Origin of the sequence: Marinimicrobium hydrolyticum, assembly GCF_030848505.1 — a bacterium.
Lineage (GTDB): Bacteria > Pseudomonadota > Gammaproteobacteria > Pseudomonadales > Cellvibrionaceae > JAVDDU01.
In genome coordinates this window covers 545,036-563,652 of the sequence record NZ_JAVDDU010000001.1, presented here as the reverse complement: position 1 = coordinate 563,652, position 18,617 = coordinate 545,036, and the positions used below count along the sequence as shown (strand labels likewise).

The window sequence follows — 18,617 nt, the reverse complement described above, 5'->3', positions numbered from 1 at the left end:
CTGGGAAAATGAGTTCGGTGAGTAATAAAACCAGAGTTTTTTGGGCACTTTTTATTATTGTGTCCGTATTGGTAGCCATCGCTGGCCTTAGACTATTAATCTCGGCCTACAGTACTTTTGATTTAGATATCACTTTCTCCCGGGAAGATGCGCTTGATGCTGCACTGGACTTTCGCGAAGCTCGCTTTCCTGAATTAGATGCAGATCGAACCGCCATTGAATTCTCCCACAATCAACAGCTGCAAGCCTATGTTGAGCTCGAGGGCGGAGGATTCCAACGTTACCGTGAACTTCTAGACACACCCGATGCCGCCGCACAGTTTTGGCTGGTACGACAATTCGCCGAAAACCAGGAGCGCGAACTTAGAGTTGCCTATACGCCTTCGGGCGAGCCACTGTCGTTTTCTTACACCGTACCCGACACCGAACCGGGTGCGGCACTTGAGCAAGCGGATGCCCTGCGTCTGGCCGAATCCGAAGCGGAAGCATTTTTGGGGCAGCGCTTTCACGACTACGCTTTTCTAGAGGCCAGCACTTTTCGTCAACCATCCGGACGTCTCGATCATCACTTTACCTTCGAGCATCAGCAGCTACTGATTCACGATGCGCGTATACGCTTGAACGTCCGCGTCGCGGGTGATCAACTGGTGACCATTGCCCACCGCACGCACATCCCTGCCGATTTCGGTCAGCGGTTCTCTGAAATGCGTTCCCTGAATCATCAAATCAGTCAAATCTCCCTGCTATCCATGGCCGGCCTGTTTGGTCTGGGTGGGTTACTGCTGGGAGGCATTTGGTTGCACCGCCGGGGGGCCTTGCACTGGTGCCCCGCCCTGCTCCCGTCGGCATTTATTGGCATCGGGCTAGGTGCCTCGGCGTTAAGCCAGCTACCCCTGGCCTGGATGAACTATCAAACGACAGACTCAGCGGCTAATTTTCTGTTGATGCAAGTTGTTTCCGCGTTCGGCGTAATCGTCTTCGCTACGCTTGTGTTTTCCATCATTTACGCCGTAGCTGAAGGCATGTCTCGCCTAGCCTTTCCAAGCCATCCCAGGCTGTACGATTTCTTTCAGCCATCGGTGGCGGCCAGCCCAGAGATTCGCGCGCGTGTTGTAGGCGCCTACAGTTTTGCCTGCTGGTTACTGCTGTATGCAGGGGTTTTTGCGCTCCTGGCGAATCAGTTCTTGGGCTGGTGGAGCCCCGCCCTGCCGCAGCAGGATCCCAATACTCTGGCCAATTGGCGCCCTGCCCTGCAAATTATTTTTACCGCATTGCAAGCAGGTTTTTGGGAAGAGAGCCTGTTCCGTGCCATACCGCTGGGCCTAGCAGGAATTATCGGCGCCCGTTTCGGCATTCAAAAGCCGTTAGTAATAGCAGTACTCATTCTGCAAGCGATTATATTCGCCGGTGTACACGCCAATTATCCCCAGCTACCCGGGTACTATCGGCTAGTAGAGCTGTTTTTGCCGGCGCTCGCACTCGGTGTAGTCTACTTACGCTTCGGTTTAATGGTGTGCATCTTGGCGCATTTTCAATACAACCTGATTTTGATGGCAACCCTACTCTTCGCAGCGGACGCATCCGGCCTTTGGCTGGATCGAATTCTGGTGGCACTGGCATTTTTAGCGCCGCTGGTTTTCTTAGCCTGGGCTCGTTACAGGGCCGGAAACGTTGCTTCACTCAATCCGCAATGGCGCAATGGCCAGCCCGGCCCGATACGTCCACCCAGTCAGCTCGACACGCCGGTTACCGACTATCAACCTTCTGCCAGAGTGGCAAAAAGTTTTATTTTACAGCCGCGCTGGCTGTTTCCCCTCGCGGCTGTTTCGCTGGTGTTAATTGTCCTGCAATTGCTCTGGCCGAGCGCCATTGAGTGGCCGGAATATCAGATTAATCGTGCGGAAGCAAAAGCATTGGCGCGTGACACCCTCGAGAGCCGAGACATAAAACTCTCTGGTGACTGGCGTGCGACTGTGCGCACCAGTCCCGGCCGTACAGGCGCGCGCGAATTCGTTTGGCACAACAGTGGCCCGGAGGCGTTTCGAGAATTGCTCGGCACCTACTTGGATGTGTCAACGTGGGCTGTCACTTGGCGAAATTTTGGCGGTCCGGTGGAAGAGCGTACCGAACGCTGGCGAGTTTGGATCAACCCGGATGGCACTTTGCAGCAAGTTGAGCACCGGTTACCCGAGGCTGCACCTGGGGCCGACCTCGACCGGGAAACCGCCCTGGCAACAGCGGAAGCTGCGCTACAGAAGCTCAGCTGGGGAGACCCCGTAGATCTGGACACTTCGTCTTTGAACCAAAATACGCGACCGGCTCGCACGGATTGGTCGATCACTTTTTCGGATAGAAACGCCTACTTCGAAAATGACGGTGAAGCCATCATTCAGATTCAGCTAGCAGGTGAGAATGTTGCCCGGCGTATTCGCACCATTGATGTCCCCAACCATTGGTTACGCGCACAAGCCGAGCAGCGTTCGCAGCGTCAACCGTTTCGAGTCGCGGCAATTACGACAGCATTGGCGCTGTTCGTCATCGCCATAGGCCAGTTTTTTCTGCTCCGTGGTGGACGTAAACCGATGCGCATTCAATCGGCTTGGCCATGGATGCTGATCACCGTATCCGGTGCGCTCATGGTGTCTGTCCTCTGGGCGGACATTGGCCTTGGTGAACTGAATACCGCAGGAAGCTGGAGTACCCAAGTTTCCATTATGGTATCGGGGTGGGTACTGGAAGCGGCACTTGTGGCTGTGTTTGTGTTTTTGGCCGCGCAGGCATTATACGCCGAGCGCCCCTTACCAGAGGATGGACCTCGACGAGACTACAGTCTGGGCGCGTCACTGGCTCTAGTATTCGGTGGACTACAGGCATTGCAGCATTTGTTGCTGCCCTCCACCGCAGCACCCTCACCTTATGTGGCTGATTACTCCAGCTACGTCCCTTGGCTTACCTCGATTTTTGGCGGTTTTTCCGAGTTCACGCCCGCGTTGCTGCAGCTATTGGTAGCACTGGGACTCGCCCGCTTTCTCGTTAGCGGCGTTCGCTGGTTGATGGTTGGGGGGCTTGCGCTTCTTTGGCTCGGATCCATGACCCTGGCAAGCGCCGAACCGCTAGTGGCTTTCTATAGCACCTCGATTCGAGCTCTAACAGTTCTAGCGCTAGTTCTTTTGATACGCCAGCGCCAAACCGGTGTCGCCATTGCGCTGGTGACTTTGTCCATCGCCATCAACCGCATCGGGATCGCAAATGCCATTTACCCATACGCCTGGTTGCACGCCCTGCTGGCCGTCGCCAGCATCGCTCTAGTGGCCTATTGGCTGCTGACCCACTGGTACCGCAATACACAACCACTCACCCATTTCCACAACGGCAGGAAAACTTAATCATGGACGCAAAGTTGGAAACACAAGTTTTTCTCGGCATTCTGGTGATCGCCTCTGTGGCCTTCATCTGGTTGATCATGCCGTTCTTCGCGCCTGTGTTTTGGGCGGTCGCCATTGCCATCATTTTTCGACCGGTTTTCCAATGGCTGTTAAAAAAATTCCCCAGGTGGCCAAATGTAAACGCCCTACTCACCCTCCTTACGTGCGTTATCATCGTCATAATGCCTGCGATTTTTTTGATAGCTTCCATTATTTCTCAGGGCATGAGTTTGTACGAGCGGATTGATGAGGGCGAGATCGATCTGCAAGAGTACTTGGAGCAAATTCAGGAAGCGGTGCCGGTCTTGCGGACGTGGATGGAGCGGCAGGACATATCCATGGACGATCTCCGGGAAGGCGCTACGGAGGCCGCAATGGCTGGGGGCCAAATCGTGGCCCAAAGTACATTAAACATCGGGCAGAATATTTTCGGCTTCGTGCTGGCCATGGGCGTCATGTTATACGTGGCCTTTTTTCTCATACGAGATGGACACAAACTCGTGGGCCTGTTGATGCGGGCCCTACCCTTGAATAAAGAGCGGGAAGAATTACTGTTCACCAAGTTTGCCGAAGTGACCCGTGCCACCATTAAGGGCAACATCATCATTGCCATTGTGGAGGGTGCTTTGGGGGGCATAATATTTTGGGTGCTGGGTATTCCGGGGCCGCTACTGTGGGGTGTTGTGATGGCGATTGTTTCACTCATCCCTGTTATTGGCCCTGGATTGATATGGGTCCCGGTAGCGATCTATATGCTGGCCACCGGAGACTTTGTGTCAGCCATTGTGCTGATCGCATTCGGGTCTATTGTAATTGGCTTGGTGGACAACTTTTTACGTCCCATTTTGGTAGGGCGAGACACCAAGCTGCCCGATTATCTCGTACTCCTATCCACCTTGGGTGGGCTAGTACTGTTTGGTATCAATGGCTTTGTTATGGGACCGGTGATCGCTGCTCTGTTTACTGTAGTGTGGGGAATATTTATTCGGGAATTCAAGCACCAGGAGGTCCCGACGGTAAAAACCTCTCCCGACAATGGGAAAGCTAACGACTAGTGGGCTACCCGCCGACTACGCCATAACATCCACATCATTAAGCAGCTTGGTAATCAAGGCGGGCTCACTGGCTTCTGACGCACCGGTCGAAGAAACCACGCGATGTGCCACGACCGAGGGCAACAGCATCTGAATGTCCTCGGCAATCACATAGGTGCGAGCGTGCATATAGGCCCAGGTTTTCGCGGCGCGAAGTAATGCCAAGGCGCCCCGTGGGGAAAGGCCACAACTGAAGTCGGGGGCGTTACGAGTGTAGTGGACCAGCCGCTGTAGATAACTCAACAAACTGTCGGAGGTTTTCACGCTTTGGGCCTCTGCCTTGACCTCACGCAATTGTTCGGGCCGCAAGCAAATACGCAAATCCTGCAGTAACTTGCGCGGGTCTCCACCCTGAAACAGTCGTCTCTCCGCCTCGGCATCGGGGTACCCAAGGCTTATGCGCATCAAAAAACGATCCAGCTGGGATTCCGGCAAAGGGAAGGTTCCCATCTGTGAAAGAGGGTTTTGGGTGGCAATAACAAAAAAGGGCTCGGGCAACGGGCGCGTTTGCCCTTCAATAGTCACCTGCCCTTCTTCCATAGCCTCCAGCAGCGCGCTTTGGGTTTTGGGCGTGGTCCGATTGATTTCGTCGGCCAACAGCAGTTGTGTGAACACGGGACCGGGATGAAACTCGAACTGGCTTTTGTTCTGGTCGTAAACGGGTACGCCGATAATATCCGCCGGCAACATATCGCTGGTAAATTGCACGCGCTGATAGCTTAGCCCGAGCACTCGAGCCAGGGCGTGCGCCAAAGTGGTTTTACCCATACCGGGCAAATCTTCAATCAGCAAGTGGCCGTCACTGAGCAGGCAGGCCAGAGACAGTTTGATTTTATCCTCTTTGCCGAGCAGTACCCGGCTGACTTCGTCCACGATGGACTGAATAGAGTCCCGCAAAACTACTGCCCCTATGAGTGTTCGAGAGCCTCTACAGCTGGCTCAAGCCGCGCTGAAGATCCTGTTGTATGTCTTTTATGTCTTCCAAGCCAACCGCCACCCGGATGAGGTTGTCTGTAATCCCCGCCTCCAGTCGCTGCTCAGGAGTAAGGCGACCATGCGTGGTGGTAGCCGGATGAACGATGGTACTTTTGGCGTCCCCCAGGTTGGCGGTCAGAGACAATATTCTTGCGCTGTCGATAACCTTCCAAGCTTCGGCTTTGCCGCCTTTGACACGAAATGAGAGTACGCCACCAAAGGCCGACTGCTGACGTGCCGCCAGCTCATGCCCCGGGTGCGTTTCGAGGCCAGCGTAAAACACTGTCTCCACTGCCGGTTGGTTGCCCAGCCACTGCGCCAAGGCTAAGGCGTTGCGCGAATGCGCTTCCATACGCAATCGGAGTGTCTCCAACCCTTTGAGAAATACCCAGGCGTTAAATGGGCTCAGACTCGGCCCGGCACTGCGGATAAAAGCCAGTACTTCATCGGTCAGCGCTTTGGGGCCAGCGACCACACCGCCGAGGCAGCGCCCCTGACCGTCTATGTATTTGGTGGCAGAATGGATAATCAGATCCGCCCCCAGCTCCAAAGGACGCTGCAACGCAGGTGTACAGAAACAGTTGTCTACGATCAGTAAGCAATCCCGCGCGTGACTCAACGTAGCCAGGCGCTGAATATCCACCACTTCGCACAGCGGGTTGGAGGGAGTTTCCACAAACACCAATTTGCTGTTGGGCTGGAAAGCCTCTTCCCAGCCCGAGTAATCAGTGGGTTCAACAAAGGTAACTCCAACGCCAAACTTTTGTAGGTACTTGGTAAAGAGAACCGTTGTGGTACCAAAGACACTGCGCGAACACAGTACATGGTCGCCCACTTCCAATAGCGCCATACAGGTGCTCAAAATCGCCGCCATACCGGATGCTGTAGCGACAGCGGCCTCCGCGCCTTCCAATGCGGCTATGCGTTCTTCAAACGCACGTACGGTGGGATTGGTGTAGCGGGAATAGACGTTGCCCGGCTGCTCGCCGGAAAAGCGGTCGGCCGCTTCCTGGGCGCTGCCAAAAACATAGCTGGAGGTGAGAAAAAGGGCTTCGCTGTGTTCGCCCTCTTCGGTTTTTCGCGTTCCAGCGCGTACGGCCACCGTGTCCAGGCCCGCGCCTGCCAATGGCTGCTCCGGTGTTGTCATGACGGTCTCTGCCTTAGTGATGTTCCGCAGTGTCGTTGTGTAAGCCGATCAACGTCGGCTCGTGTTCGGGTTTCGGGGCGTTCTTGGCACTTGTCCGTTTTGGCTGTCCTTCCTGACGCGCCAACTCCAGCTTGTCCAGATACTCTCGATCAACATCCCCGGTGACATATTCGCCATTGAACACCGCGCAGTCAAATTCCGTTACTCGGGTAGTACCCTCGGCCGACGCCGCAATCAAGTCTTCAAGATCTTGGTAAATTAACCAATCGGCGCCAATCTCCTTACAGATTTCTTCTTGAGTCCGCCCGTGGGCAATCAGCTCTTTCACCGTGGGCATGTCAATACCGTAGACATTGGGATAAATCACCGGAGGAGCCGCCGAGGCAAAGTACACTTTGGCCGCGCCTGCGTCACGCGCCATCTGAATGATTTGCTGACAAGTGGTACCGCGCACAATTGAGTCGTCCACCAACAAGACATTCTTGCCTTTAAACTCCAACTCAATGGTATTGAGTTTTTGGCGCACGGACTTTTTGCGCTGCTGCTGGCCTGGCATGATAAAGGTACGACCGATATATCGGTTTTTGATTAAGCCTTCCCGGAATTTCACACCCAGATTGTACGCCAGCGCCTGGCCGGCAACGCGGCTACTGTCGGGAATCGGGATGACCACATCGATGTCATTGGTAGGAAATTCACGCAGGATTTTTTCTGCCAGTTTCTCCCCTTGACGCAAACGGGCCTTATAGACGGAAATACCATCCATAATGGAGTCAGGCCGGGCAAAATAGACGTGCTCAAAAATGCAGGGGGTTAAACGGGTATGCTCCGCGCATTGACGACGATGCAGCTCCCCTTCGGCCGTAATATAAATGGCCTCCCCTGGCGCTACGTCCCCGATCAGTTCAAAGCCCAACACATCCAGTGCGACGCTTTCCGAAGCCACCATATACTCGGCGCCCTCAGCGGTTTCGCGCTTACCGTAGACCAACGGGCGAATGCCGTTGGGATCGCGAAAGGCAATCATGCCGTAGCGGGCAATAAGAGAAACCACGGCATAGCCGCCGCTCACCCGTTTGTGCACACCGGCAATGGCGGTAAAAATGTCATCGGCGGTGGGCTGCAACTTGCCCTGCAATTGCAATTCGTGAGCGAAGACATTGAGCAGCACTTCGGAGTCAGAATCGGTATTGACGTGTCGAAGGTCGGTCTTAAACAGATCTTCATTCAGTTTGTCGGCATTAGTCAGGTTGCCGTTGTGCGCCAGGGCAATGCCGTAGGGAGAGTTTACATAGAAGGGCTGAGCCAGAGCGGGGCCGGAACTGCCCGCCGTGGGGTAGCGTACATGGCCAATGCCAATGTTGCCTACCAGGCGTTGCATATGCCGGGTTCGGAACACATCCCGCACCAAACCGTTGGCTTTTTGTTGAGCCAGCTTGCTGCCATCACAGGTCATAATGCCGGCGGCATCCTGGCCGCGATGTTGCAGTATGGTCAGAGCATCATATAGCTGTAAATTCACATCGCTCTTACCGACAATACCGACAATGCCGCACATAAATACCTACCTTTGTAAGACTGCTGCTAATCGAACCACTGTAAAAAAAACTGCGTGGTCTCGGCCGCCAGGGCTCGAGCCCAACTTTCGAACGCTAAAAAATGGGGAATGAGTGCGGACTGGTGCCACCACTGATCCTGATCCAAGGGAACAATGGATGGCAGTAAAATCAGTATGGCCATCACTACCACCAGGCCACGCGCCAAACCGAAGATCATGCCAAAGAAACGATCCGTTCCGGCCAGCCCGGTCATACGGACCACTTCACTGATCAAATGGTTCACCATGGCTCCCACGATGAGTGTGGCTGCGAACAGAATGGCAAAGGCGACCATTTCTCGAATAGAGGGAGTTTCAATCAAATTGACCAGCAGAGGGGCCAGCCGTTCGCTGAACAGCATGGCAATAATGAAGGCTACTACCCAAGTAGCCAGCGACAAGGCCTCTTTGACGAAACCCCGCTTGATACTGATCAAACTAGAGACCAGCAATATGCCCAGAATGGCCCAATCTGCCCAATTCATTACCTGGATCTTCTCCGTTGAGCTAGGCGACGCATTCTAACAGAGCCAATCGCCGTCAGACACCCCGAAGGGCACCATAAACTTACTTAGGGTTGAAAGCGCAAGATCAGCGCATCCACATGCAACTCACGGTCAATATCCGCTTTAATGCCTTCCGCAGCAGTTCGATCCAGTTTCGGCCCAATGTAAACACGGCTCACGTCACTACCATTGACGCTCACCGTGCGCACATAGGCCTTGTAGCCCTGATTCTGCAATCGATCCCGCAACTGATTGGCACTGTCCGCAGAACGAAGACTGGCCACCTGGATGACCCAGGCCGCTCGCTCTGGGGCCTCGCCTGCGGCGGACGATGTTGAGGAGACCGCTCGCTCAACTTCTGACTCAGTAGTTTCGCGGGCAGACGGGGACTCACTCAGATCGTCCAGCGACTCGGCCACGGGCTGAGAGGATTCCTCAGGAACAAACATGGTCTCGGGAGCTGGAGCGGGCTCAATATCCTGGGGCTGTTCAGGTACAGAGAAGCTCATTGATTCAATGGCGGGACGGTCGGGGATTTGGGTGCGGGTGTCCACCGGCTCGGGTTGCTGTTCGCGTAGCAGGCTCGGCAAAAAAATCACCGCCACAGCGGCCAGCACAAAAGCGCCCACCAACCTCTGCTTTAGGCCGTCTTTCACGGTGCCTCCCCCGACTGGCCGGCCAGCCAATCCAGAGCCGCGGCCACGGTATAGAAAGAGCCCAGAATCACGATGCGGTCGCCCTCTTCGGTCTGCGTCAAACACTGCTCAATACAGTCAACTACTGTACCACAGCCCGCCACTTCGGCATGGTAAGCTCGCAGCACGCCCATCAACTGATCCGTGCTCGCCGCCCGCCCCACATGGCTCAATTCCGCCAGCCACCAAGTATCAACTTGGCCTGTCAGGGCCGCCAGGCTGCCTCGATGATCCTTGTCCGCCATCATTCCAACCACGGCGTGAGTCCGCCCGAGAGCCGGCATGGCTGCGAGACCGCGGGCCAAATAACTTGTGGCGGCGGGATTGTGAGCAACATCCAAGATAAATTCACGGCCGGCGTGATGTAAGCGTTGAAAGCGGCCGGGCAAGCTCAAACGGGACAGGCCTTCAAGCCACGGGCGTTCCAACTTAACGCCCAATAAACTCACCGCCTGTACTGCTGCCGCCAAGCTCGGCAGAGGCAGCGCGGGCAGTGGCAGCTGGTCAAACGATAGCGATTCCTCGTGCAGCCCTTTGCCCCACCAGCGCCAGGTGTGCGGATCGGCGAAAAAGCCAAAATCCCGGTTCACAAGCTGCAATTGAGCACCCGTTTTTTCAGCACTTTCCAGCAGGCCTTGTGGAGGGGTGGGATCAGCACAGATGGCGGGCTGGCCTGGGCGGAAAACCCCGGCCTTTTCTCGGCCGATGCTATCGCGGCTCGTCCCCAACCAATCCTGGTGATCGAGGTCAATTCCGGTCACTACAGCGACATCGGCATCCAGTATGTTCACCGCGTCCAGACGACCACCGAGGCCTACTTCCAGCACCATAATATCTACCCCTCGCTGGCGGAAGATATCCAACGCAGCCAGGGTACCAAATTCGAAATAGGTCAGGCTGACACCTTCACTGGCGGCGTCAATGGTTGCGAAGGAGCGGCACACCTCATCTTCATGCACAGGCTTGCCATCGATGGCAATACGCTCGCAATAATGTTGGAAGTGAGGAGAGGTATAGACGCCGACTTTGCACCCCGCCCGACCCAGCAGGTAGGCGCTGGCCGCGACACAGGAGCCCTTGCCGTTGGTGCCCGCTACCGTCAGTAGGCGCGCCTGGGGCTCGAGCAAATTGAGCCGCCCAGCCACTTCCCGGATTCGGTCCAGGCCCAAGTCAATTTCCCGGGGGTGGCGCTTTTCCAGCCACCCCAACCAGGCATCCAATGTGTCATAGCGCATAGGCTAGAAGAACCGCACCCTTACACCGCAGGGCGGTGAGTGAACTTCGAGAGTAAACCGGCCATTTTATCGCGCATATCCCGGCGGTGGACAATCATGTCGATGGCCCCGTGCTCAAGCAAAAACTCGCTGCGCTGGAAGCCTTTGGGCAGTTTTTGTCGAATGGTTTGTTCGATAATGTTCGGTCCGGCAAAACCGGCGCGCGCATTGGGTTCAGCGGCATTGATATCGCCCAGAAGAGCCAAGCTGGCGGATACTCCGCCGTACACCGGATCGGTCATAATGGAAATGTACGGGGTGCCCTGCATTTTCAGACGCTCGATCACGGCGCTGGTTTTGGCCATCTGCATCAGCGAAATCAACGCTTCCTGCATACGCGCCCCACCCGTAGCGGAAAAGCAAACCAAAGGAATGTTCTGCTCCAAGGCCACTGTGGCCGCGCGGGTAAAACGCTCGCCCACGGCGTAACCCATGGAGCCACCGTGAAACGCAAACTCAAACGCGACCGCGACTACCGGCATACCTTTGAGCTCACCCTTCATGGCCACCAAAGCGTCTTTCTCGCCAGTGGTTTTTTGAGCGGTGTTCAAGCGCTCTTTGTATTTTTTGACGTCTTTGAATTTGAGCCGATCAATAGGCTCGACATCGGCGGCCAGCTCTTCACGATTGGCCTCATCGAGGAAAATATTAAGGCGGGTACGGGCACCGATGCGCATGTGGTGGTCGCACTTGGGACAGACGTCCAGGTTGCGTTCCAGCTCCGGTCGGTACAAAACCGCGGAACACTTCACGCACTTTTTCCAGAGTCCCTCGGGGACTTTGCTCTTGGATCGTGCACCATCGGAACGGACGGCACTGGGAACTATTCTTTCCAACCAACTCATCGGAATACTCTCTGTTTTTGATCTGCCTGTTGATAATTTTCCAAAGATCGATCGCCCATTAGGCATCCAGTGCCAGACGAATACTGCCCACAATATCCCCCACCGCGGCGGCGATATCATCCGCGCTGGCGTCCGCCAGGTCACCCATTTTGGAGACCAGAACGCTACCAATCACGACACCGTCCGCCAAGTCAGCAACGGCCCTCGCCGTGGCGGGGTCTTTAATACCAAAGCCCACACACATTGGCAACTCCGTTAACTGCCCAAATTCGGCCAGCTTGCTTTTTACCGCGTCCACGTCCAGGTGACCAGCGCCGGTGACACCCTTTAACGAAACATAGTAGAGAAAACCCGTTGCCAAAGCGGTTACGCGCCGGGCCCGTTCGACGGTGGTGGTAGGTGCCAGCAGTAAAATGTTATCCAATCCTACGGCGGTCAGTTCACTCTTAAGTGGTGCTGCTTCCTCGGGCGGTAAATCGACCGTCAACAAGCCATCCACGCCTGCTGCAGCGGCCGTTTCAGCCACTGTCTTATAGCCCATGCGTTCAATGGGATTGAGATACCCCATCAAAACTACAGGAGTTTCGGAATTGGTTTTCCGAAACTCCCGCACCAATTCAAAAGTGCCCTTCAAGCTGGTGCCATGAACGAGTGCACGCTCATGCCCTTTTTGGATCACCGGCCCTTCGGCCATGGGGTCTGAGAACGGCACGCCCAGCTCAATAATATCCACACCCTGTGCCACCATGGCGTGCATCGCCGGCAGTGTGGCCTCTGGGTAGGGGTCGCCATTGACGATGTAGGCCACCAGAGCTTTGCGCCCATGGGCTTTCATGTCTTGCAAGCGTGTTCCAATACGACTCATTATTTGTTTTCCCGCTGTACTTTTTAGTTCGCCACGCACCAAGCGTTGGTTATACGTTGATACCGTCAATTTTGGCGACGGTGAGAATGTCTTTGTCCCCGCGCCCGGACAGATTCACTACGATGGTTTGATCCGGGCTCATGGTCGGGGCCAGCTTTTCCGCGTATGCCAGGGCATGCGACGATTCCAAAGCGGGCATAATGCCTTCGGTCAAGGTGGTTTTGCGAAAGGCAGTCAGGGCTTCTTCATCGTTAATGGCCACGTAGTTCACCCGTCCCAGATCTTTCAACCAGGCGTGCTCTGGCCCAACGCCGGGATAATCCAGGCCCGCCGATACCGAGTGGGTTTCAATAATCTGACCGTTCTCGTCTTCCATCAGGTAGGTGCGGTTACCGTGCAACACGCCGGGAATACCAGCATTGAGAGGCGCGGCGTGGCGACCGGTTTCAACGCCATCACCACCCGCTTCTACGCCGTACATTTCCACGCCGTCGTCCCCGAGAAAGGGGTGAAACAGGCCGATGGCATTGGAGCCGCCACCTACACAGGCAACGAGAGCATCGGGCAGCCGGCCGGTTTGTTCCAGGCACTGGGCTCGGGCCTCGCGTCCGATAACGGCTTGGAAATCCCGCACCAGCTGCGGATACGGATGGGGGCCGGCGACGGTGCCGATAATATAGAACGTGTCATCGACATTGGTGGCCCAATCGCGCATGGCCTCGTTCATGGCATCCTTCAAGGTGCGCGACCCGGAAGTAACTGGAATCACTTCCGCCCCGAGCAACTTCATCCGGTAGACGTTGAGTGACTGCCGCTGGACGTCTTCAGCGCCCATATACACGCAGCATTTCAAACCCAAGCGCGCCGCAACGGTGGCCGTAGCGACGCCGTGCTGACCAGCGCCAGTTTCCGCAATGACCCGCTGCTTGCCGGTAAATTTGGCCAGCAATGCTTGGCCAATGGTGTTATTCACCTTGTGGGCACCGGTGTGATTGAGATCTTCCCGCTTGAGATAAATCTGCGCGCCGCCTAACTCCCGGCTCCAGCGCTCGGCGTGATACAAAGGTGAAGGACGGCCCACATAATAGGCGAGATCTTTGTCGAATTCGGCCTGAAAATCAGAGTCATCTTTCAGCTGGTTGTATATACGCTGCAAATCGTCCAACGCATAGATCAGGGTCTCGGAAACAAAGCGTCCGCCATAGGGGCCGAAGTGGCCATCGCTATTGGGGAAAGCGCTGTAGTCCGTTGCCGAGTACTGCTTAGTCTTAGTCACCGTCTCTATCACCTGTTGTGTGCTTGGCATTGTGGATAAACATTTTCACTTTGTGTCTGTCTTTGCGCCCGGGCGCGGCTTCCACGCCACCACTGACATCGACCCCGTAGGCTAAGGTCGCCTCAATGGCTTGGGCGACGTTGTTGGGCGTCAATCCGCCGGCCAGAATTATGGGCTGTCGAGTCTCACGTGGCACCCGTCGCCAGTCAAAGGTTTCACCGGTACCGCCAGGGACGCCGGGGCGGTAGGCATCAAGCAGAAATCCCAGGGCGCGAGGGTGTTGAGCCATGGAAGCCTCCACATCCAGCTCCGGACGCATTCGAATCGCCTTGATGTAGGGGCGATTGAATGATTCGCAATACTTGGCTTCCTCGCTACCGTGAAACTGCAGCAGTTGAATGGGGACCTGAGCCAAAATATCCGCTACCTGCTCGGCTTCGGCATTAACAAAGAGCCCCACCAGGGTCACAAAGGGCCCAGCGGCTTCTGCCACGGCCCGCGCCTGGGATACGCTCACTGCCCGAGGGCTGTCTGCGTAAAATACCACGCCCAGGGCATCGGCCCCGTCGGCAACCGCTTGTTTGGCGTCGTCCGGGTGAGTGATGCCGCAGATTTTTACCCGTGTTTGCGTCACAATGGCTACCACTGAATGAGTGGGGCAAATATTAACAGAAATCCCGTGGGAATGCTCCGCTCCGCTGTCCCCACCATGGCCTCAGGCCAACCCCCCGACCGGCTCCGGCACAAACAAAGGGCCCGGAGGACTGACCGGTAAACCGAATTCCACCGGATAATCCACAGCGACCAGGTAAAGACCAAACGGGCGCGCCGTGACTCCGCCCGCACTGCGGTCACGTGCCGCCAATATCTCCGCCATCCAGCCCGGCTGTGCCTCTCCACTACCAATAGCCATGAGTACGCCGACGATGTTCCGAACCATGTGATGCAAGAACGCATTGGCTTTAACTTCAATTACCAGCAAGTCCCCGCGCCGAACGATATGCAGGTGCTCGATGCGCCGAACCGGGCTGCGGGCCTGACACTGACTGGCCCGAAACGAGGTGAAATCGTGTTCACCAACCAAACTCTCTGCGGCCGCGCGCATGGCTTCTTCATCCAAGCGTTTGCGGGACCAAGTGACTTGTTGGTGCACCAGGCCGGAATAGGTGGAGCGGTCAGAAATCAGGTAACGATAGGTCCTCGCGGTAGCGCTGAATCGGGCATGAAAGGACGGGACCACTGGCCGCGCCCAGCGGATACTGATATCCAGTGGAAGTTGAGCACGGGTGCCCCGAACCCAGGCTTTTTCCGGTCGCTTGGCGAGGGTATCGAAATGCACAATTTGGGTAGTGGCATGCACGCCCGCATCAGTACGTCCAGCGCAGACCAGCGTGATGGGCTCTGCGGCCACGGCGGACAAAGCGCGCTCGAGCGTCTGCTGAACTGTGGTCACGCCGCTGGCCTGAGTCTGAAAGCCGTGATAGTGGGTACCCAGGTATTCCACCGCCAGTGCCACACGCTCCATACCCTCGGGCCATTCGGTGTCAGGGAATACTTCCGCGTTGCGGCGGTAAGGTTTGGATTGGTCGGTCATTGGTTATCTCAATGTATAAGGCCCAGAAACAACAAAGCCTTGCGCAAGCCGGAGGCTTGACGCAAGGCTTGATGCCAAACTGGCTGTTAATCCATGCGGGTCAACAGCTCTTCAGCTTCACGCTTCTGTTCATCGTTACCTTCTTGGCGAACTTCAGACAGTATGTCCTTCGCGCCTTCGGTATCGCCCATGTCGATGTAGGCTCGTGCCAGATCCAGCTTGGTTGCCGCCTCGTCGGCGTCTGCCAAGAAATCCAGTTCGGCATCCATATCTTCATCCGAAACGGGGGTGGCGGTTTTCGCCGGTGCCACTTCGGTCAACGTATCCCCATCATCCAAACCAGATAGGGCTTCTTCGAACATCCCGTCCTCATCCAAACTCGCTGTGTCTGCAGGTGCTGGCTTCAGGGGCGCCGGGTCAGCCGATGGCGCCACGTCATCCAACTCGCCCATTTCTTTATCTAGAGCTTCCAGGTCGAAGCTGCCCACATCCAGGTTGGGATCGAAGTCGTCCTCGTCATGCAAATCTAAGGCGGGGGTTTTAGCAGCGTCTGACGGCTCGTCATCCAAGCCCGACAGTTCTTCGTCCAATTTACCGAGATCATCGGCCTCCGAAGAAGGCTCGAAATCAAAACTGAAATCGTCTTCTTCCGCGTCAGCCTCTGTACTCGCCTGAGCGTCTTCTAGGGCAGGCTCTTCGGGCGCTTCTAAGGTCAGATCTGAAACGTCTTCGTCCAACTCCAGGCTAGGCGCCTCTTCCAGCTCCAGTTTGGGCGCATCATCGTCCAACTCGAGACTGGACTCCTCGTCCGCCAATTCAAGGCTGGGAGTATCGTCCTCCAGGGACAGGTCAAATTCCAGGTCGCCGCTGTCTAGAGCTGGCTGGTTTTTATCTGCGCCAGTGTCAGTTTGGGCATTATCCGTTTCGTCATCCAGCTCCAAGTCAAACGCAAAATCCTCGTCCTGCTCACCGTCGGCCGTCTCCTCGAAGGAGAGGTCATATCGACTAGATGCGGAATCAACATCCGCTTCCGCCGTCTCTGGCGCGGTAGGCTCATCGTCTTCCAGGTCGAAGCTGAGGTCTTCACCAAAAGTCAGCTCATCGTCACCACTTTCTGCCGCTGTTTCCTCTTCGGGCTCAAGATCCAATGATCCTAAATCAAGTTCATCAGCATCCTCGGCCGCCGCCTTTTCGACAGGCGCTTCCGCCGGTGCAGCTTGAGCGGCAACCGTGTGAGCACTGATGTCGAAGTCGCCAGCGCCAGGAATACTTTCACGCAACTCTCCCGCGCGCTGAATCGCTGCCCGGTCATCAGTGCCTAACAGAGCTCCATAATGCCGATCAAATGCTTCAGCATCTTGAGTCTCGCTATACACTTCCAACAGCTTGAGCAGAATAGGTGCCGAATTTGGTTCTTTAGCCAGACCTTTCAGTAGCATCTCCTCGGCCTGATCCAGTTTGCCGTAAGCGATGTAAATATCGGCCTCGCCCACAACATCGCCGGTTTCCGCTTCTGTGCCACTGGTTTCTTCGTCGGACAGGGTGTCGAAATTGTCGAAATCTTCGCCGGCATCATCAGCCAACTCAATCCCTTCTTCTGCCTCTTCCTGAAACTCCGCCGCATCGGCCTCCGGAGGCAGGAAATCATCCTCGCCAAACTCTTCCTCAAAGTTATCCGCACCTTCTGCCGCTTGTTTACGGCGCATAACAAAGTAAGCCGCACCGAGGATCAACACCAGCAAGCCACCGATAAGGGCCAGCAGGTTTTCCATCAAACGGTCCAGCAACGTTGGCTGGGGAGGGGTTGAGCGCACGACTCGGCTGGGATCACGCGCGGCTGGCGCTGCAGCCACCTCAGTCTGCTCCTCATCAGCTTCCTCAGCGGGTGCAACCTCTTGCTCCACTTCGGTTTGTTCTGTTTGCCCGGCAACCTGCTCGATATCGGAGTCAGTTTGCTCGTCCTCCGGCATCAGGTCAGGGACAAAATCTCTTGTATCCGCATCGCCAGCAGCCTGACGGGCTTGCTCCGACGCCAACTGCAATGCCCGCAATTGTTCGTTGCTGGCTTGAATCAGGCTCTCCATAGTTTCGATTTGTGATTCCAAATCGCGCACACGGGAGGCCAGCTCACGGTTTTCTCTGCGACTTTTATCCAGCTCTTCCAGGGTTGCGGCCAATTCGTTTTCCAGCTCTTGACCGCGGGATTCGCTCGCCCCGCCGCTCTGCCCGGCGCCGCCACCGGTAGCACTGGCGGGACTCGCCAGAGTCACTTGACCCGCGGCTTCACTAGCTTGGCGAGGCTGGGACGCCACGCGCCGACCGGCATCCAGTTGGGCACCGCGGCTCTCGTTCCAATCACGATTCTGCTGAGCCACCTGGCTGACTGCCTGGGCTTGCGCGAGCGACTGGATTTCCTCGCGGTTAGGTAACCGCAGAACCTGGCCTCGGCGTAAAAGGTTGATGTTGCCGTTAATGAAAGCGTCCGGATTGGCGCGCTGGATGGCCAGCATGGTTTGTTGTACGGAGACATCGCGACCAGGCCGCGACTTTAGGGCTATGTCCCAGAGGGTGTCATTACTGCCCACCGGGCCATAGACATCACCACCACCAGTGGCGGTGCTGCGCGTTGGGGTGGAAGGAGTCTCTGCTTGACGAGTTGGGGCCGGACGCTCACGCGCTGCACTAGGCTCGCTGGGGCGGACCGTTTCACGCTCTCGCGCCGCTGCCTGCACAGGCTGCTGGGCGCGATCTTCGTCGAACACCGGCAAATCGAGCAGCATTGTGTATTCACGCATCAAGCGGCCACTGGCCCAACGCGCTTCCACTAGAAAGTTGAGGTAAGGTTCGCGCACCGGCTCGCGGCTGGTGACTCGAACGATGGGTCCGGATTCGTGGTCCAGGATGAGCTCAAAGCGCAGCTGGTTGTAAAACTCCAGTCGGGTGATACCGGCGTTTTCGAATGCTGATGAAGGGGCCAATCTGATAATAAGATCATCCCGGCTCATGCCCTCGACACTGCTCAAGCGAATATCGGCCTGCAGGGGCTGATTCAAAGCCGATTTCACTTCGGCGGACCCCAGGCCTAACGCCATGGCGTGCTGCGTTGCCATTACGGCCGTGAGTCCAACAGCAAAACTCAGCTTACGAAGAACATGCATAGGATGTTTCCTTTATTATCTCCCTGGTTCCCTTGTGCCCAAACTGACTTCACCGACCATCCCGTCGATTTTTACGGCACTATGAACCCGAATATAATTGTGACGAACCCGAATAATTATGGTTACAGGCGGTTTAAACCTAGAATGAATATTCACTATTCGCTGT

Annotated in this window: 14 protein-coding genes; 2 read left to right on the top strand and 12 right to left on the bottom strand. The window is 56.0% G+C overall.

Translation table 11 applies throughout. The annotated features are described in order from the left end of the window. The first annotated feature begins 8 nt into the window (after nt 1–8). Together RBH33_RS02490 and RBH33_RS02485 are read left to right on the top strand one after the other, a co-directional pair. Nucleotides 9–3,386: a CPBP family intramembrane glutamic endopeptidase gene (locus RBH33_RS02490; protein WP_306730538.1), complete on the top strand. Its 3,378-nt coding sequence runs from the start codon at nt 9–11 to the stop codon at nt 3,384–3,386. A gap of 2 nt (nt 3,387–3,388) precedes the next feature. Next, on the top strand, nt 3,389–4,480 hold the full coding sequence (locus RBH33_RS02485; RefSeq protein ID WP_306730537.1) for an AI-2E family transporter: 1,092 nt from the start codon (nt 3,389–3,391) through the stop codon (nt 4,478–4,480). Between the two features lie 15 nt (nt 4,481–4,495). On the opposite strand, the gene RBH33_RS02480 is transcribed toward RBH33_RS02485, so the two are convergent. From RBH33_RS02480 to RBH33_RS02425, 12 genes are all read right to left on the bottom strand, one after another. Next, nucleotides 4,496–5,416, bottom strand: coding sequence for an AAA family ATPase (locus RBH33_RS02480; protein ID WP_306730536.1), 921 nt, complete (start codon nt 5,414–5,416; stop codon nt 4,496–4,498). Between the two features lie 31 nt (nt 5,417–5,447). Continuing rightward, nucleotides 5,448–6,641 carry an O-succinylhomoserine sulfhydrylase gene (locus RBH33_RS02475; protein ID WP_306730535.1) on the bottom strand — a complete coding sequence of 398 codons (1,194 nt, stop codon included), beginning with the start codon at nt 6,639–6,641 and terminating at the stop codon, nt 5,448–5,450. Nucleotides 6,642–6,654: 13 nt separating this feature from the next. Then, complete coding sequence (purF, locus tag RBH33_RS02470; RefSeq protein WP_306730534.1) at nt 6,655–8,199, bottom strand: amidophosphoribosyltransferase; 1,545 nt, start codon at nt 8,197–8,199, stop codon at nt 6,655–6,657. A gap of 26 nt (nt 8,200–8,225) precedes the next feature. Further along, complete coding sequence (locus RBH33_RS02465; protein ID WP_306730533.1) at nt 8,226–8,723, bottom strand: CvpA family protein; 498 nt, start codon at nt 8,721–8,723, stop codon at nt 8,226–8,228. 86 nt (nt 8,724–8,809) lie between these two features. Further along, on the bottom strand, nt 8,810–9,400 hold the full coding sequence (locus tag RBH33_RS02460) for an SPOR domain-containing protein (protein WP_306730532.1): 591 nt from the start codon (nt 9,398–9,400) through the stop codon (nt 8,810–8,812). After that, on the bottom strand, nt 9,397–10,674 hold the full coding sequence (gene folC / locus RBH33_RS02455) for a bifunctional tetrahydrofolate synthase/dihydrofolate synthase (RefSeq protein WP_306730531.1): 1,278 nt from the start codon (nt 10,672–10,674) through the stop codon (nt 9,397–9,399). The genes RBH33_RS02460 and folC overlap by 4 nt, the downstream gene beginning before the upstream one ends. Nucleotides 10,675–10,694: 20 nt before the next feature. After that, the gene (gene accD, locus RBH33_RS02450) at nt 10,695–11,558 is read right to left on the bottom strand and encodes an acetyl-CoA carboxylase, carboxyltransferase subunit beta (RefSeq protein WP_306730530.1); all 864 of its coding nucleotides are present in this window, start codon (nt 11,556–11,558) and stop codon (nt 10,695–10,697) included. A gap of 58 nt (nt 11,559–11,616) precedes the next feature. Continuing rightward, nucleotides 11,617–12,423, bottom strand: coding sequence for a tryptophan synthase subunit alpha (gene trpA, locus RBH33_RS02445; RefSeq protein WP_306730529.1), 807 nt, complete (start codon nt 12,421–12,423; stop codon nt 11,617–11,619). Nucleotides 12,424–12,472: 49 nt separating this feature from the next. Continuing rightward, nucleotides 12,473–13,699: a tryptophan synthase subunit beta gene (gene trpB, locus RBH33_RS02440; protein ID WP_373568212.1), complete on the bottom strand. Its 1,227-nt coding sequence runs from the start codon at nt 13,697–13,699 to the stop codon at nt 12,473–12,475. Next, nucleotides 13,692–14,333 carry a phosphoribosylanthranilate isomerase gene (locus RBH33_RS02435; RefSeq protein ID WP_306730527.1) on the bottom strand — a complete coding sequence of 214 codons (642 nt, stop codon included), beginning with the start codon at nt 14,331–14,333 and terminating at the stop codon, nt 13,692–13,694. Before RBH33_RS02435 ends, trpB begins: the two co-directional genes overlap by 8 nt. Before the next feature lie 81 nt (nt 14,334–14,414). Further along, nucleotides 14,415–15,293 (bottom strand): tRNA pseudouridine(38-40) synthase TruA, encoded by an 879-nt coding sequence (gene truA, locus RBH33_RS02430; RefSeq protein ID WP_306730526.1) that lies wholly within the window; start codon nt 15,291–15,293, stop codon nt 14,415–14,417. 86 nt (nt 15,294–15,379) lie between these two features. After that, nucleotides 15,380–18,451, bottom strand: a complete 3,072-nt coding sequence (locus RBH33_RS02425) for a FimV/HubP family polar landmark protein (protein ID WP_306730525.1) — start codon at nt 18,449–18,451, stop codon at nt 15,380–15,382. Between the last annotated feature and the right edge of the window lie 166 nt (nt 18,452–18,617).